The sequence below is a fragment of the Comamonas sp. UBA7528 genome, from assembly GCF_002479375.1.
Taxonomy (GTDB): domain Bacteria; phylum Pseudomonadota; class Gammaproteobacteria; order Burkholderiales; family Burkholderiaceae_C; genus Comamonas.
The window spans coordinates 1-15,318 of sequence record NZ_DLMU01000005.1 but is presented as its reverse complement, the minus strand read 5'-3'; the positions used below and the strand labels follow the sequence as shown (position 1 = coordinate 15,318).

The 15,318-nt window shown below is 65.8% G+C and carries 15 protein-coding genes and 1 riboswitch; of the genes, 12 read left to right on the top strand and 3 right to left on the bottom strand.

The window, feature by feature from the left end:
• On the top strand, positions 1 to 530 hold a 530-nt coding region (locus B3349_RS05900; protein WP_291587273.1), incomplete at its 5' end, for a methyl-accepting chemotaxis protein.
• Positions 531 to 695: 165 nt separating this feature from the next.
• On the opposite strand, the gene recJ is transcribed toward B3349_RS05900, so the two are convergent.
• Together recJ and B3349_RS05890 are read right to left on the bottom strand one after the other, a co-directional pair.
• Positions 696 to 2,405, bottom strand: coding sequence for a single-stranded-DNA-specific exonuclease RecJ (recJ, locus tag B3349_RS05895; protein ID WP_291587271.1), 1,710 nt, complete (start codon positions 2,403 to 2,405; stop codon positions 696 to 698).
• Positions 2,402 to 3,427: a phosphoglycerate mutase gene (locus B3349_RS05890; RefSeq protein WP_291587270.1), complete on the bottom strand. Its 1,026-nt coding sequence runs from the start codon at positions 3,425 to 3,427 to the stop codon at positions 2,402 to 2,404. Before B3349_RS05890 ends, recJ begins: the two co-directional genes overlap by 4 nt.
• A 356-nt stretch (positions 3,428 to 3,783) precedes the next feature.
• Between B3349_RS05890 and B3349_RS05885 the strand changes: the two genes are divergently transcribed.
• The 4 genes from B3349_RS05885 to lolD all read left to right on the top strand — a co-directional run bounded on the left by B3349_RS05885 (position 3,784) and on the right by lolD (position 7,017).
• Positions 3,784 to 4,377, top strand: coding sequence for a chromate transporter (locus B3349_RS05885; RefSeq protein WP_291587268.1), 594 nt, complete (start codon positions 3,784 to 3,786; stop codon positions 4,375 to 4,377).
• Positions 4,374 to 4,982 carry a chromate transporter gene (locus tag B3349_RS05880; protein ID WP_291587267.1) on the top strand — a complete coding sequence of 203 codons (609 nt, stop codon included), beginning with the start codon at positions 4,374 to 4,376 and terminating at the stop codon, positions 4,980 to 4,982. Before B3349_RS05885 ends, B3349_RS05880 begins: the two co-directional genes overlap by 4 nt.
• A 111-nt stretch (positions 4,983 to 5,093) precedes the next feature.
• On the top strand, positions 5,094 to 6,347 hold the full coding sequence (locus B3349_RS05875; RefSeq protein ID WP_291587264.1) for a lipoprotein-releasing ABC transporter permease subunit: 1,254 nt from the start codon (positions 5,094 to 5,096) through the stop codon (positions 6,345 to 6,347).
• Positions 6,340 to 7,017 carry a lipoprotein-releasing ABC transporter ATP-binding protein LolD gene (gene lolD, locus B3349_RS05870; RefSeq protein WP_291587263.1) on the top strand — a complete coding sequence of 226 codons (678 nt, stop codon included), beginning with the start codon at positions 6,340 to 6,342 and terminating at the stop codon, positions 7,015 to 7,017. Before B3349_RS05875 ends, lolD begins: the two co-directional genes overlap by 8 nt.
• Positions 7,018 to 7,111: 94 nt before the next feature.
• Here lolD and B3349_RS20630 read toward each other — a convergent pair whose 3' ends face one another.
• The gene (locus tag B3349_RS20630) at positions 7,112 to 8,518 is read right to left on the bottom strand and encodes a methyl-accepting chemotaxis protein (protein ID WP_349682181.1); all 1,407 of its coding nucleotides are present in this window, start codon (positions 8,516 to 8,518) and stop codon (positions 7,112 to 7,114) included.
• Positions 8,519 to 8,695: 177 nt separating this feature from the next.
• Between B3349_RS20630 and B3349_RS05855 the strand changes: the two genes are divergently transcribed.
• The 7 genes from B3349_RS05855 to B3349_RS05825 all read left to right on the top strand — a co-directional run.
• Positions 8,696 to 9,523, top strand: coding sequence for a TatD family hydrolase (locus B3349_RS05855; protein ID WP_291587261.1), 828 nt, complete (start codon positions 8,696 to 8,698; stop codon positions 9,521 to 9,523).
• Positions 9,524 to 9,661: 138 nt separating this feature from the next.
• Positions 9,662 to 10,204, top strand: a complete 543-nt coding sequence (locus tag B3349_RS05850) for a DNA-deoxyinosine glycosylase (protein WP_291587259.1) — start codon at positions 9,662 to 9,664, stop codon at positions 10,202 to 10,204.
• A gap of 6 nt (positions 10,205 to 10,210) precedes the next feature.
• The gene (locus B3349_RS05845; RefSeq protein WP_291587257.1) at positions 10,211 to 11,005 is read left to right on the top strand and encodes a class I SAM-dependent methyltransferase; all 795 of its coding nucleotides are present in this window, start codon (positions 10,211 to 10,213) and stop codon (positions 11,003 to 11,005) included.
• A gap of 54 nt (positions 11,006 to 11,059) precedes the next feature.
• On the top strand, positions 11,060 to 11,398 hold the full coding sequence (locus tag B3349_RS05840) for a FlxA-like family protein (protein WP_291587255.1): 339 nt from the start codon (positions 11,060 to 11,062) through the stop codon (positions 11,396 to 11,398).
• A gap of 477 nt (positions 11,399 to 11,875) precedes the next feature.
• Entirely contained in the window at positions 11,876 to 12,364 is a 489-nt protein-coding gene (locus tag B3349_RS05835) for a tripartite tricarboxylate transporter TctB family protein (protein ID WP_291587253.1), read from the top strand.
• A gap of 18 nt (positions 12,365 to 12,382) precedes the next feature.
• Positions 12,383 to 13,894 (top strand): tripartite tricarboxylate transporter permease, encoded by a 1,512-nt coding sequence (locus B3349_RS05830; protein WP_115594702.1) that lies wholly within the window; start codon positions 12,383 to 12,385, stop codon positions 13,892 to 13,894.
• Between the two features lie 142 nt (positions 13,895 to 14,036).
• Positions 14,037 to 14,121: riboswitch (cyclic di-GMP riboswitch) on the top strand.
• Positions 14,122 to 14,213: 92 nt separating this feature from the next.
• A partial coding sequence (locus B3349_RS05825; RefSeq protein ID WP_291587251.1) for a methyl-accepting chemotaxis protein occupies positions 14,214 to 15,318 on the top strand: 1,105 nt, incomplete at its 3' end.

The window sequence follows — 15,318 nt, the reverse complement described above, 5'->3', positions numbered from 1 at the left end:
CCACCAGCGTGAGCAATGTGGAATCGGGCTCGCAGCAGGTGGAGCAGGCCGGTCAGAGCATGCATGAGATCGTGCAGAGCGTGCGCCGGGTCAGCGATCTGATTGGCGAAATCACAGCCGCCTCGCTGGAGCAGCGTGACGGTATCGGCCAGGTCAACAGTGCCATCGGCAACCTGGACCAGATGACCCAGCAGAACGCGGCGCTGGTGGAGGAGTCCACGGCTGCAGCCACGGCCATGCGCGAGCAGGCCCAGCGCCTGGAGCAGGTGGTGGCGGTGTTCAACGTGGGCCAGGAGGGCCTGGTGCGCAGCGCTGCGGCGCCGCGCCTGGCGCCAGCCCCTACGGCAGCATCGCGCAAGGCCTCTGCGCCTATGACCAAGTCCGTATCCGGTGGCGTGGCGGCGCCGCGCAAGCCCCTGGCGCCGGCATCCCCCCCTGCGGCAGCGGCAGTCAAGCCGGCTGCCGCCTTGCCGTCCAGGCCACAGACGGTGGCCGCCACCACGGCGGATGACGACTGGGAAACCTTTTAATTCGCTCCACGGAACAGGCATGAGCACGGGCATGTACCGTGCTGTGCCGGGTCTTCAAACAAAAAGCCCTGTGCAGATGTCTGCACAGGGCTTTTTCATAGACCGGCGATCAGCAGCAAAAGGGCGATGCAGCAGGCCGCCTGAAGGGCGGGGTGCAGACCGTGTTCAGCACTCCGCGCCTTCTATCAGAAACTGCACCTTGCGCTCGCCGCGCCATTCGTTGATGTCCAGGCGGAAGGCCATGTACACCCGCTCGGGCACCGGCTCGGTGCGGCCAAACCAGATGCCGTCCACCACATCGCCCTGGTGGCGCAGCTGCAGCTTCAGATGCTTCTCGCCCACCAGGCGCTGGGAGACCACTTCCACTTCCTCGCTGAACGTGGGGTGGGCAAAGCCCTGGCCCCAGACGTCGAGGTTCAGGCGTTCCACCATCTCGGCCTGGCGGAATTCGGGGCGCAGCGGGCCATCGGTTTCCACGCAGCGCGTCAGCGTGGCGGCGTCCAGCCATTCCTGGGCCACCAGGGAAAAGGCCTGCTCGAAGGCTTCGAACCCTTCTTCGGGAATGGTGCAGCCGGCCGCCATGGCATGGCCGCCAAAGCGCAGCAGCAGGCCGGGGTGGCGCTTGCCCACCAGATCCAGCGCATCGCGCAGGTGAAAGCCGGGGATGGAGCGGCCGGAGCCCTTGAGCTCGTGCTCCTTGCCGGGGGCCTGGCTGGCGGCAAACACAAACGTGGGTCGGTGCAATCGGTCCTTGACGCGCGAGGCCACGATGCCGACCACGCCTTCGTGAAAGTCCGGATCGAACACGCTCACGGCCGGTGGCGGCAGGATGCCGTCCTCGAACAGCTCGTCGGCCAGGGCAAAGGCCTGCTGGCGCATGCCGCCTTCGATCTCCTGGCGTTCACGGTTGATGCTGTTGAGCTGGCGCGCCAGTGTCAGCGCGTGCTCGTAGTTGTCGGTGGTCAGGCATTCGATGCCGATGGTCATGTCCGCCAGACGGCCTGCCGCGTTGATGCGCGGGCCCAGCGCAAAGCCGAAGTCGGACGTTGCCGCCTGCTGGAACTCCCGGCCGGCCGCTTCGTATAGGGCGCGGATGCCGGCCTGCATGTGGCCTTTGCGGATGCGCTGCAGCCCCTGGGCCACCAGACGGCGGTTGTTGGCATCCAGCCTGACCACGTCGGCCACCGTGCCCAGGGCCACCAGGGGCAGCAAGGTGTCCAGCTTGGGCTGGTTGCCGGCATCGAAGACGCCGCGCGCCCGCAGCTCGCTGCGCAGGGCCAGCAACACGTAGAACATCACGCCCACACCGGCCAGGGCCTTGCTGGCAAAGCCGCAGCCGGGCTGGTTGGGATTGACCATGGCGTGGGGCTGGGGCAGTTGCTCACCCGGCAGGTGGTGGTCGGTCACCACCACCGTCAGACCCAGGGCGGTGGCGGCCGCCACGCCGTCGATGCTGCCGATGCCGTTGTCCACGGTCACCAGCACGTCGGCACCTTTGTCCTTGACGCGGCGGGCAATGGGGGCGGACAGGCCATAACCGTCCACCACACGGTCCGGCACCTCATAGCTGACCTGGCGCGCGCCCAGCATGCGCAGGCCGCGCACGGCCACGGCGCAGGCGGTGGCGCCGTCGCAGTCATAGTCGGCCACGATGCACATGTGCTGCTGCTGCGCAATGGCATCGGCCAACACGCGGGCAGCCTGCTCCACGCCCAGCAGGGTGGATGGCGGCAGCAGCTTGCCCAGGGCGGGGTCCAGCTCGTCGGCTGAGCACACGCCGCGTGCCACATACAGGCGCGCCCACAGCGGGTGCACACCGGCGGCCACCAGCTGTTGCACGCTGGCTTCGGGAATCTCTTTAGCAATAATTTTCATAGCGCTTCACGAAAGCTGCCAAAGCGCTGGGGCTTGAAGATGCCCTGGATGCGTTGGCCCAGGCTGCGGGGGGCCGTGGTGAAGCTGCGTGCGCTGCGTTCACCGCACAGCGCCAGTGTGGCAGTGCCTCCGCTGTGCAGATGGCGCAGCAGATCGGCCATGGGGCCTGCGTCGAGGTCCACCCAGGCTTGCAACCAGCTGTCGTGGCTGCCGGTCAGCGCGGGCGCGCGCAGCTGCCCCCAGACCTCCGGGTTGGGGCTGGCGACTGGTGCGCGCGAAGCGGGCAGAGCGCCGGCGCCGTACAGCCAGAAGGCGTTGACGGGCAGTTGGCGGCGTTCGGCACGCCGGTCGTTGAAGGCATGGGTGTAGAGCAGCATCTGCACCTCGCTGTGCAGGCGCTGCAGCGTGCGGTTCTGTCCGGCATCGGGCTGCCAGTGGCGCACATCGCGCAGCAGCACGCGGTCCAGTGCGGCCGATTGCAGCGCCTGCAATGCCGGCCCGTGCACCAGCCAGCGGTCCGGGCGCTCGTAGTGCAGGTGAAAGCCGTCTTCGGCAAACCAGGGCGACAGCAGGGCCAGCAAGGCGCGGGAGTCGGTCTCGTCCAGCTGCAGATCGGCGGGGTTGTCCATGCGGATCTGGTCGGCGCCCGCAGTCCAGTGGCTGGGGCTCATGAAGGCCCAGGAGCCACCGGCTGTGCCGCCTTGGGCGCAGTCGGGCCGGCTGGCGGCGGCCAGTGCGGCCCAGGGCAGGCTGATGTTGCGCGTGGCTGCCAGGTCGGCCCAGCCACGCCACAGTGCGGCCATGCGCTCGTGGGGGGGGCTGAGGTCGTCCTCATCGCCCGACAGGGTGTCGGCGGCGGCCAGCCGGGCCAGCACCGCGTCCAGCTGGGGCAGTTTCAGCGGCTGGCCCTGGTGTTGCCAGTCCACGCCGGTCATGGCCGCATAGGGGATCAGCACCTGGCGGTGGCCGGTGGTGGCAGCGGCGACGCCGGTGTGGGGAAACGGAAGCGAGGGAACGGACATGGCCGCTATTGTCAGCCAAGGGCCGCAGGCGCGCCGCACCGGCACCGGCATCCCCCTGCTTCCGGACGGCCGTGCCGGTCGTGTTGGAGCGGTTCCCTCTCCCTTCCAAAGTGCTTTCCCCTGCCCGCGCGCTGGTGTCGCCATTCGTTTGCAATACGGTTTCTTTTGCCGGGCCGGTATGTGCCCGACCGGGTGGGGCTGCGGCCGGACAGCAGGCAAGTGGGCTGGTCCCAGGATTTGTGCAGGGCCAGCATCGCCCATTGCGTGCCCTGGCTGTCTCAGGGGCGGCGGCAGCGCAAGGCCGCTGGCAGTAGCATCCAGATCTCCCTTCATTGCCTTGCGCCGCGCTGCCTGCCATGACCTCTCCCGTGCCCGATTCCCCCAGTGCCACGGCGGCGCCTTGCGCACCCGCGTCGCCGGCCGCCATGTTCTGGGCGTTTTCCTTGCTGGCGCTGCAGGGTTTTGGCGGCGTGATGGCGGTGATCCAGCGTGAAATGGTAGAACGCCGCCGCTGGATGACGCAGGAAGAATTTCTGCAGGACTGGGCTGCGGCCCAGGTGTTTCCGGGCCCGAATGTGGTCAACCTCTGCATCATGTTCGGTGAACGCCACTTTGGCCTGCGCGGCGCGCTGGCAGCCATTGCGGGCATGCTGCTGGCGCCCACTGTGCTGGTGCTGGCGCTGGGCAGCCTCTACATCCAGTGGGCCGACCACCCGGTGGTGGCGGGTGCGCTGCGCGGCATGGGGGCGGTGGCGGCCGGGCTGGTGCTGGGGACGGGCATCAAGCTGTCGGCCGGACTGGTGGGCCATCCGCTGGCGCTGTGGTGCGGCTGGCTGCTGGCCGCTGCGGCGTTCGCCATGATGGTGTGGCTGCAGTGGCCGCTGTGGTGGGTGCTGCCGGTGGTGGGCGGCGCCGGCTGCTGGCTGACCTGGAGAAAGCTCGCAGCATGACGACAGGACTGACCCCTCTGGTGCTGGATGCCGCCGGCTGGCTGCAGTTGCTGGCCTATTTTCTGTCCTTGTCGCTGCTGTCGGTGGGCGGGGCCATGGCCACGGCGCCCGATATGTACCGCCATGTGGTGGATGGCAAAGGCTGGCTGTCCGGCGACCAGTTTTCCACCTCGATCTCGATCGCACAGGCGGCCCCAGGCCCCAACATCATGTACGTGGCCCTGCTGGGCTGGAACATTGGCCTGAATGCAGTGGGCGCGGACCGCGGCGCCATCACCTGGTTGGCAGCGCTGGGCGGCTGCCTGGCCTGCATGGTGGGCATGCTGCTGCCCAGCTCCATCCTGGTGTGGACCAGCACGCGCTGGATGCGGCAGAACCGCCATCGCCGCTCGGTGCGGGCTTTCCGGCTGGGCATGGTGCCGCTGGTGGTCGGGCTGGTGCTGGCCACGGGCTGGATCCTGGCGGCACGCGACACCGGCGCCCTGCACCGCTGGGTGCCCTGGCTGATTGCCGCCACCACCACGCTGCTGGTGTGGAAGACGCGGGTGCATCTGTTGTGGATGCTGGGCGCGGGCGCCTTGCTGGGCGCGCTGGGCTGGATCTAGCCGCCGGAGGCTGATCGGCATGGGTGCGCACGGGCCGTCACAGGTCGTCACAAGCTTGCCAAGACCGGCCCGGTTCTGGGCTTGTGCCGGCAATGCCACAATGCGGCCACCATGCAATTTCCCTATGAACTGGCTTTGGGCTGGCGCTACACGCGCGCCGGCCGCGCCACGCGGCGCAACGGTTTTATCTCGTTCATCTCTGGCGTGTCCATGCTGGGCATCGCGCTTGGCGTTGCGGCGCTGATCATTGTGCTGAGCGTGATGAACGGTTTTCAGAAAGAAGTGCGCGACCGCATGCTCAGCGTGGTCTCGCACATCGAAATCTTCGCGCCCGATGGTTCGGCGCTGCCCGATGTGAACCGCACCATGGCCGAGGCCAAGGCTAACCCGGCGGTGGTCGGGGCTGCGCCTTTTGTCGCTGCCCAGGCGCTGCTCGCGCGCGGCGAGGACATGAAGGGTGCCCTGGTGCGGGGCATTGACCCGGCCCACGAAGGCGAGGTCACCGATGTGGCCACGCACAATGCGCCTGTCCTGGCCACGCTGACCTCCGGCAGCTTCCATGTGGTGCTGGGGGTGGAACTGGCCCGCTCGCTGGGCGTGCGCGTGGGCGATGTGGTCACGCTGATCGCGCCGGGCGGACAGGTCACGCCGGCCGGCGTGGTGCCCCGCCTCAAGCAGATGACCGTGTCGGGCACCTTCGATTCCGGCCACTACGAATACGACTCTTCCATGGCCATGCTGCATTACGAGGATGCACAGCGCCTGTTCCGTCTGGAAGGGCCCACCGGCATCCGCCTGAAGCTGAAGGACCTGCACGCTGCGCCCGCGGTGGCGCGCGAGCTGGTCAACACCTTGACCGATCACCTGTTCATCCGGGACTGGACACAGCAGAACAAGACCTGGTTTGCTGCCGTGCAGGTGGAGAAACGCATGATGTTCATCATCCTGACCCTGATCGTGGCCGTGGCGGCATTCAATCTGGTGTCCACGCTGGTGATGACGGTGACCGACAAGCGCGCCGACATCGCCATCCTGCGCACGCTGGGGGCCTCTCCCTCGTCCATCATGGGCATTTTCATGGTGCAAGGCGCCATGGTGGGGGTGATCGGAACCTTTGGCGGCCTGGCACTGGGCCTGCTGGTGGCGCTGAACATCGACGTTATCGTGCCGGCCATCGAGCATTTGCTGGGTGCCAGTTTCCTGCCCAAGGACATCTACCTGATCAGCAAGATGCCCAGCGATCCGCAAAGCAGCGACATCGTGCCCATCGGCATCATCTCCCTGATCCTGGCCTTCGTGGCCACCATCTACCCCAGCTGGCGGGCCAGCCGCGTGAACCCGGCGGAGGCCCTGCGTTATGAATAAGCAAGTCGTGTTGGAAGCCCGTGGACTGGGCAAGCGTTTTACCGAAGGCAAGCTGGATGTACATGTGCTGCGCGGTGTGGACCTGACGGTGCATGCCGGCGAGACGCTCGCCATCGTCGGGGCCTCGGGATCGGGCAAGAGCACGCTGCTGCACCTGCTGGGCGGGCTGGATGCACCCAGCACCGGCAGCGTGCAACTGATGGGCCAGCCACTGCACCAGCTCAGCCCGCAAAAGCAGGGCGCGCTGCGCAACCGCCATCTGGGCTTCATCTACCAGTTCCACCACCTGCTGCCGGAGTTCACCGCACAGGAGAATGTGGGCATGCCGCTGCGCATCCGCCGCATGGACAAGGCCCAGACCATGGAGCAGGCCGCGCAGATGCTGGCGGCCGTGGGGTTGTCGCCCCGGCTCGAGCACCGCCCGGCCGAACTGTCCGGTGGCGAGCGCCAGCGCGTGGCCATTGCCCGCGCCCTGGTCACCCAGCCCGCGTGCGTGCTGGCGGACGAGCCCACCGGCAACCTGGACCGTTCCACCGCCGACAGCGTATTCGCCCTGATGCTGGAGCTGGCGCGCAGCCATGGCACGGCATTTGTGCTGGTCACCCACGACGAGACGCTGGCCGCGCGCTGCGACCGCGTGGTGCGCCTGGTGCAAGGCCAGCTGCAGTAAGCGCCGCTGACACCACCCGCGGTACGCCGTTGTTCCGCCGTGTCGTACGCGGTGTGCTGTCTGCGGCTTGCGACCTCGTGCCGCGTCTTGGTCGTCACGCTGCGGTCAGCTGGGGCGTGTCCGCCGCTCTGAGCACGCCGCTTGCCGGCCGGGCCATGGGCCGCGCGGGCAGTTGTGCCACAGGGCTTGGGGCGACCTGCCGGTCCTGGTGCTCCTGGTTGCTGAGCGCGTCGCTCAGGCTGCGCAACTGCGCGGACTGGGCGATGGCATGGCTGGCCACATTGCCCAGGATGCTGCTGACCTCGCGCGAGGCCTGGACAATGCCTTCCATGGTGTCACCGGCGCGCTGTACCAGTTCCGCCCCCCGTGCCACCTGCGCATTGGAGGCCTGGATCAGCTGCTTGATTTCCTTGGCGGCCGTGGCGCTGCGCCCGGCCAGGGAGCGTACTTCGCTGGCCACCACGGCAAAGCCCCGGCCCTGCTCGCCGGCGCGGGCGGCTTCCACGGCGGCGTTCAGCGCCAGGATATTGGTCTGGAAAGTGATGGCGTCCATCAGGCCGATGATGTCGGCGATGCGCAGCGCTCCGTTGCGGATCTGCTCCATGGTCTGCACCACGTCGCGCATGGTGCTGCCGCCGGTTTCCGCGATCGCGCTGGCGTTCTGTGCCAGCTGGTTGGCCTGGTGGGTGTGCTCGGCACTGTGGCCCAGCTCCTGCACCGCCGTGCGCAGCGTCAGGGCCGCGGTGTGGCTGCGGGTGATGTCGGTCGCGTACTTCACCACCTTGAACGGTCGGCCATTGGCGTCCAGGATGGGGTTGTAGCTGGCCTCGATCCAGATGGGCTGGCCGTTCTTGCCCATGCGCTGGTACTGGCCGGCATCGTGCTTGCCCTGCGCCAGGCGTTCCCAGAACGCACGGTAGGCCGGGCTTTGGGCCTCGCCAGGGGGCATGAAGATGCGGTGGTGCTTGCCGACGATCTCGGACAGCGCATAGCCCGTGGTTCGCAGGAACAGCTCGTTGGCGTGCAGGATGGTGCCGTCCAGCGCAAACTCGATGATGGCCTGCACCTTGGAGATGGCCGCCAGCTGGCCCTGTGCGTCGGCTTCGCATTCCTGCTGCTGGGTGATGTCGGTGGCGTACTTCACCACCTTGTAGGGTTTGCCGTGGGCGTCGTAGATGGGGCTGTAGCAGGCCTGCAGCCAGACTTCGCGCCCGCCCTTGGCCAGCCGGCAGTAGCGGCCGGTTTCTGCCTCGCCCTGGGCCAGGCGGCGCCAAAAGTCGGCATAGGCCGGGCTGGCCGCATAGGCAGGCTCCACAAACATGCGGTGGTGCTGGTGCAGCACTTCCGCCAGGGTGTAACCGGTACAGCGCAGAAAGTTGTCGTTGGCCTGGAGGATCTGGCCTTGCAGGTCGAATTCGATCACGGCCTGCGATTTGTGGATGGCTTGCAACTGCCCGTCCAGTTCCCGCTGCTGCCGGCGTTTCCAATCAAAAAATGGCATGGCTGCTTCCGGTGGTGCTTGGGCTGTCAATGCCGCAGGCGTACGGATCGGTGTGCAAGGGCCTGGGCATGCCCAGTAGCTTTTATGCGGCAAAAAACCGGCCATGCAGGGGATAAAGTGCCCCGGCGGCAACCGTTGGCGGCAGCGCGCCGGATGGGCGGTGGCATCATCACGGCCATGTCTTGCTGGATCGACACCCATTGCCACCTTGATGCACCGGAGTTCGACACCGACCGGGATGCCGTGCGCGCCGCCGCCCGGGCGCGGGGTGTGGAGCACATCGTCATTCCCGCCGTGGAGCGCGCCCACTGGAGCGGCGCGATCGCCCTGGCCCAGCGCCATGGCGACAGCTATGCCCTGGGCATCCACCCGCTGTACACGCCGCGTGCGCAGGAAGCGGACATCGCCGCGCTGCGCAGCGTGCTGGCCGAGCGCCAGGGTGATCCGCAGCTGGTGGCGGTGGGCGAGATCGGACTGGACTTCTTTGTGCCCGGCCGGGACCGCGAGCGGCAGATCTGGTTCTACGAACAGCAAATCCAGCTGGCACGCGCCTTTGGCCTGCCGGTGATCCTGCATGTGCGCAAAAGCAGCGACCGCCTGCTCAAGACCCTGCGTGCCACGCCCGTGGTGGGCGGTATCGCCCATGCCTTCAATGGCAGTGCCCAGCAGGCGCAGGCCTTCATCGATCTGGGCTTCAAACTGGGATTTGGTGGCGCCATCACCTATGACCGTGCGCTCAAGCTGCGTGAGCTGGCGGCCACATTACCCATGGAGAGCATCGTGCTGGAAACCGATGCCCCTGATATTCCGCCGCACTGGCTCTACACCACGGCCGAGCAGCGCGCCGCCGGCCAGCCCCAGGGGCGCAACACCAGCGCCGAGTTGCCGCGCATCGCCCAGGAGATCGCCGGACTGCGGGGGATGCCGCTGCCCGTGCTGCAGGCGGTCACCACCGCCAATGCGCGCGCAGCCCTGCGCGGCCTGCCTGCCTGTGCCGCAGACTGAAGGCGCTGGCGCGGCGCACGCCATGCAAGCCTGTGGCACAGACCGCAGTCCACAGGCGCCGCGGGGCTGGCATCGGCCCAGGCCAAGGCAATAACCGCGCCCCGGCGTGCGGCATGCATTGCCCGCACAATCGCGGCCATGCCGTCTGCCGCCGTGTCCGCTTCTTCCACCGCCCAGCGCCTGCAGGGCCTGCCGCCGGTGGCCGATGCGCACACACGGCTGGTGGTGCTGGGCAGTTTTCCGGGTGTGGCTTCGCTGCAGGCCCGGCAGTACTACGGTCACCCGCGCAACCAGTTCTGGCCCATCTTGCAGCGGCTGTGGCCGCAGCATCTGCAGCCGGACCGCGCGGATTACGCCGGCCGCTGCGAATGGCTGCTGGCGCGCGGCCTGGGCGTGTGGGATGTGTATGCCAGCTGCGAACGCCAGGGCAGCCTGGACAGCGCCATCCGCCACCCGCAGGTGAATGATTTTGCGGCGCTAAGGCAGCGCTGCCCGCAGCTGGTGGCCGTGGCGCACAACGGCGGCGAAAGCGCCAAGCATGCCCGCGCCCTGCATGGTCTGGGCCTGCAAGTGCACCAGTTGCCTTCCACCAGCCCGGCCCATGCCAGCTGGAGCATGGAACGCAAGCTGCAGGCCTGGCAGCAGGTGATGGCCGCCCATGGATTGTTGGACAAGGATTGAAAAAACGTGGCTTCCCGCAAGAAACCGGCCTCCAGTGCCCCTGTGAACGAGCTGCCCGAAGTGAGCGTCTCGGACGATGGCGTCTCCCGTTATCTGCACCTGGGCACGCCCTGGGTGCAGGGATCGATGAAGCTCAAGGAGCCGTTCGAGATCGATCTGGAATACGTGCAGCGCATGATGGCCTGGCTGCTGTTTGTGCCGCCCGAAAGCGTGGCCAGTCGCCAGGCGCTGCAGCTGGGCCTGGGTGCGGCGGCGCTGACCAAGTTCCACCACAAGAAACTGCGCATGCCGACCACGGCCATCGAGCTCAATCCCCAGGTGGTGAATATTTGCCGCAGCTGGTTCAAGCTGCCGCCGGACAGCGACAGCCTGCATGTGGTGCTGGGCGATGCGGCGGTGGAAATCCGCCGCCCCGAATGGCAGGGCAAGGTCGATGCATTGCAGGTGGACCTGTACGACCACAACGCTGCTGCGCCGGTGCTGGACAGTGAGGCGTTCTATGCCGATTGCCGCAACAGCCTGACGCCGGAAGGCTGCATGACGGTGAATCTGTTCGGTCGCATGAGCAGCTACCAGGCCAGCCTGGACAAGATCAGCGCCGTGTTCGGGGCGGAGAACGTGTGGGCCTTTCGCCCCACGCGCGAAGGCAACACGGTGGTGCTGGCCCAGCGCGTGGCCAGCCGGCCTTCGCGCGAGCAGCTCCAATCCCGGGCCGAGGCGGTGCAGGCGCGCTGGGATCTGCCGGCCACCAAATGGCTCAAGGTGCTCAAACCGGTCCAGGAGACGCTGGTCGGGGGCTGAGACGCAGGCTGGACAAGGGCTCAAGTTTTCCGGCGACCTGCCGATGACCAGGGCATGAACCTGTCCATTTCTTCCTCCAGCTCCTCGGTGAGCACCTCGTCGTCCGCCAACGTGGGGGCCCAGATCCAGCGTTTGCAGCAGCAGATCAAGGACACGCAGCAAAAGCTCAAAGAGCTGGCCACCAGCGACATGGATGCGGAAAGCAAGCAGCGCATGGCCGACCTGCTGCAGGTCCAGCTGCAGGCGCTGCAGGCACAGATCGAGGCACTGCAGCGTCAGCAGGCGCAGCAGGCCCAGGACGCGGCTGCGCGCAAGCAGGCTGCGGCGCAGGGTGCGGACACTGCGACAGCGCAGAAGCCCCCCAGCCCGGGACGCGTCGACGTCTACGTCTGACAGCGCTGGCAGGCCAGGCTTTCTGTCGGGCGTGTGCCGGTGTCTGCGACGCCGCCTTTGAGGGCCCTGTCGCCTGCAATGCTCGACCACACGTGCCCGCATGGCCCGCCTGCGGGCACTTCCGCATGTCGGGTTGGCAGGCGGGGCTGGGGGCTGGCGCCCCAGAAACATGGCGCGCCGCCAGGCCTACACCGCGGCAGGAGCCTGTTGCGCGTGGCACGGGAGGAGAGGGGGCAGAGGATGCAGACAGTTCCCCTCCTTGCCGGAAATGGTCACCCCACGCCCCCACGAGACCTAAGCAGTGTGCAGTGTTTGCGGGTTAACCCGTGATTCACATGAAGTATCCAAGGGTTAACGCTGAGATATGGGGTGGTTGCCAGCGAAATCAAGGCCGTTGGTAGGTGGAATCCACATCAAATCACCTACGCTTTGCTTACAGAATCCACCGGTCGTTAATCCCTCGCAGGAGACGTTTTCGTGAAAATCAAGAGTCAAAAAGACTTTTTTGCAGGTCTGATGTATTTGGCAGTCGGTGGCGCTTTTGCCATCGGTGCCACCGAATACAACATCGGCACCGGTGCGCGCATGGGCCCGGGCTACTTTCCGTTGATCCTGGGTGTGATCCTGGCCTTCATTGGTCTGGTCATCGCCTTCAAGGCCACTGCCAAAGGCCCCGATGATGGGGACCCGATTGGCAAGTGGGCCTGGAAACAGGTGTTCTTCATTTTGGCAGCCAACTTTGCCTTCGGCATTCTGCTGGTGGGCGTGCCTGCACTGGGGATCCCCGGTCTGGGTCTGATGGTCGCCATCATTGCCTTGGTGCTGATTGCCAGTATCGCTGGTTACTCCTTCAATCTGAAGGAAGTGATCGGCCTGGCGCTGGTGCTGGCTGTGGGCAGCTATGTGGTGTTCGTGTGGGCGTTGAACCTGCAGTTCCCGGTGTGGCCGACCTTTATTACCGGCTGATCGCGGGAGAGATAGAACATGGAACTCTTTGACAACTTAGCTCTTGGTTTTGGCGTTGCATTCACCGCCCAGAACCTGTTGTACGCGCTGATCGGTTGCGTGCTGGGTACCCTGATCGGTATCTTGCCGGGCCTGGGCCCTGTGGCGACCATCGCCATGCTGCTGCCCGCGACCTATTCGCTGCCTCCCGTGGCTGCGCTGATCATGCTGGCCGGTATCTACTACGGCGCCCAGTACGGTGGCTCGACCACTGCCATTTTGGTGAACTTGCCGGGTGAGTCTTCGTCGGTGGTGACGATGATCGACGGCTACCAGATGGCGCGCAAGGGGCGTGCGGGTCCTGCGCTGGCCGCTGCCGGTATCGGTTCGTTCTTCGCAGGCTGCGTGGGCACCATCATCTTGGCTGCCTTTGCGCCTCCGCTGACGGAAATCGCCTTCAAGTTCGGCCCTGCTGAATACTTCTCGCTGATGATCCTGGGCCTGATCGGCGCCGTGGTGCTGGCTTCCGGCTCCCTGCTGAAGGCTGTGGGCATGATCGTGCTGGGTCTGCTGTTCGGCATGATCGGTACCGACGTGAACTCCGGCGTGGCACGTTACAGCTTTGACATCCCCGAGCTGACCGACGGCATCGACTTCGTGGTGATCGCCATGGGCGTGTTCGGTTACGGTGAAATCATCGCCAACCTGTCCAAGCCCGACGACGAGCGCGAAGTGTTCACTGCCAAGGTCAAGGGCCTGATGCCCACCAAGGAAGACTTCAAGCTGATGCTGCCCGCCATGATCCGTGGCACGGTGCTGGGTTCGGCCCTGGGTATCCTGCCTGGCGGCGGCGCCATGCTCTCGGCCTTCGCTTCGTACACCATCGAAAAGAAGACCAAGCTGCGTCCGGGCGAAGTACCCTTCGGCCAAGGCAATATCCGTGGCGTGACGGCGCCTGAGTCGGCCAACAACGCCGGTTCGCAGACCTCGTTCATTCCGCTGCTGACCCTGGGTATCCCCCCCAACGCCGTGATGGCGCTGATGGTGGGTGCCATGACCATCCACAACATCCAGCCTGGCCCCCAGGTGATGACCAGCAACCCCGAACTGTTCTGGGGCCTGATCGCCTCGATGTGGATCGGTAACGCCATGCTGATCATCTTGAACCTGCCGATGATCGGCATGTGGATCAAGCTGCTGTCCGTGCCTTACCGCTGGCTGTTCCCTGCCATCGTGCTGTTCTGCGCAGTGGGCGTGTACGGCACGAAGAACTCCGAGTTCGACGTCTGGATGGTGGGTATCTTCGGTTTCATCGGCTATGTGTTCTACAAGCTGGGTACCGAACCTGCTCCGCTGCTGCTGGGCTTCATCCTGGGCCCGATGATGGAAGAAAACCTGCGCCGCGCCCTGCTGCTGTCGCGTGGTGACTGGTCGGTCTTCGTGACCCGCCCCATCTCTGCCGTGATGCTGGCTCTGGCTGTGCTGCTGCTGATCATCGTGACGCTGCCCGCAGTGAAGAACAAGCGCGAAGAAGCCTTCGTGGAAGAGTGACGCCCCGGGCGACGCGTTTTCTACGTATCTGCAAAAAAAAGCACTTTCGGGTGCTTTTTTTGTGTCCATTTATCGACAAAAAAAGGGCTTTGTGCGGGTTTGTTGGGATTGCGGACAAGTGCAACTGAATGTTTTTAAAATCTGACTCCATCGGCACACCCGAACGAAAGACGGGGTCGCAAAGCCATGGGCCTAAGGCAGTTTGTCAGGGTTGCCAGGTTGCTTCTCTTGCATGGGCTGCGGTTCTCCGCAGCGTGGGGGTGTCACATCTATCGCACTGTCGTTGGGATGGTGCTTCACATGAGGCAAGAGGGTCTGGATGAGCGTTTTGAATATGCGGGTCTCCCACAAACTGTGGGCTACCATCGCGGCGTTGCTGGTGCTGGTGCTGGGTGCGGGGGGGCTGCTGCAGTACAAGGCCAATGCACTGATGGACAGCACCGTAACCTCGGTGCAGCGTTATGAAACCAATATCTCTGCAGCCTTACGCTGGCAGGGCGCCATCCTCAAGAGCCTGGAGACGGCCACTGCCGTCATCGCGAGCAGCGAACCCCATGTGGAGGACCTGTTCAACCAGCGTTTGAATGACAGCCGCGCCATGATTGCCGATGCGCGCAAGGCGGTGGAGCAGGGCCTGCAGACCGAGGCGGACCGCCAGGCGTTGGCCGCCGTGGTCCAGGAGGCAGACAAGGTGGCTGCCGTCATGAAGGAACTGGACAGCGTGCGCCAGTCCGAGTCTTTCTCTGCCCGCACCGACTTTGCCCGCCAGGATTACCTGCCGGCCGCCGAAAAATACGCGGCCAGCCTGAACGATTTTGTGGCACTCCAGGAGCGCCAGCGTGATGAAGGCATTGCCCGGGCCAATGCCGACCAGCAGATACTGGCCATTACGGGCGTGGTGGCGGTGTTGCTGCTGGCCCTGCTGCTGGTGCTGCTCATGCGCAAGATCATCCACACCATCACCCAGCCGCTGGAGCATGCGGTGACGGTGGCGGAATCCATTGGCAACGGTGACCTGATGGTCCAGGCCAAGGTGGAGCGCACGGATGAATTCGGCCATTTGCTGAACGCGCTGGACCGCATGGCGGTGCGCCTGCGCTCGGTGGTGGGCGAGGTGCGCAGCGGGGTGGAGTCGGTGTCGGCTGCATCCAGCCAGATTGCCACCGGCAACCAGGACCTGTCGGCCCGTACCGAACAGACCGCCGCCAACCTGGAAGAAACCGCTGCCAGCATGGAAGAGCTGACGTCCACCGTGACGCAATCTTCCGAAACTGCCCGCCAGGCCAACCAGCTGGCCAGCACGTCCGCCCAGGCGGCCGAGCGGGGGGGTGCCGTGGCGCAACAGGCGGAACATTCCATGCAGCAGATCACCGACAGCACCCGCCGTATCAGCGACATCATCGGCGTGACCCCCGCCACCGCCT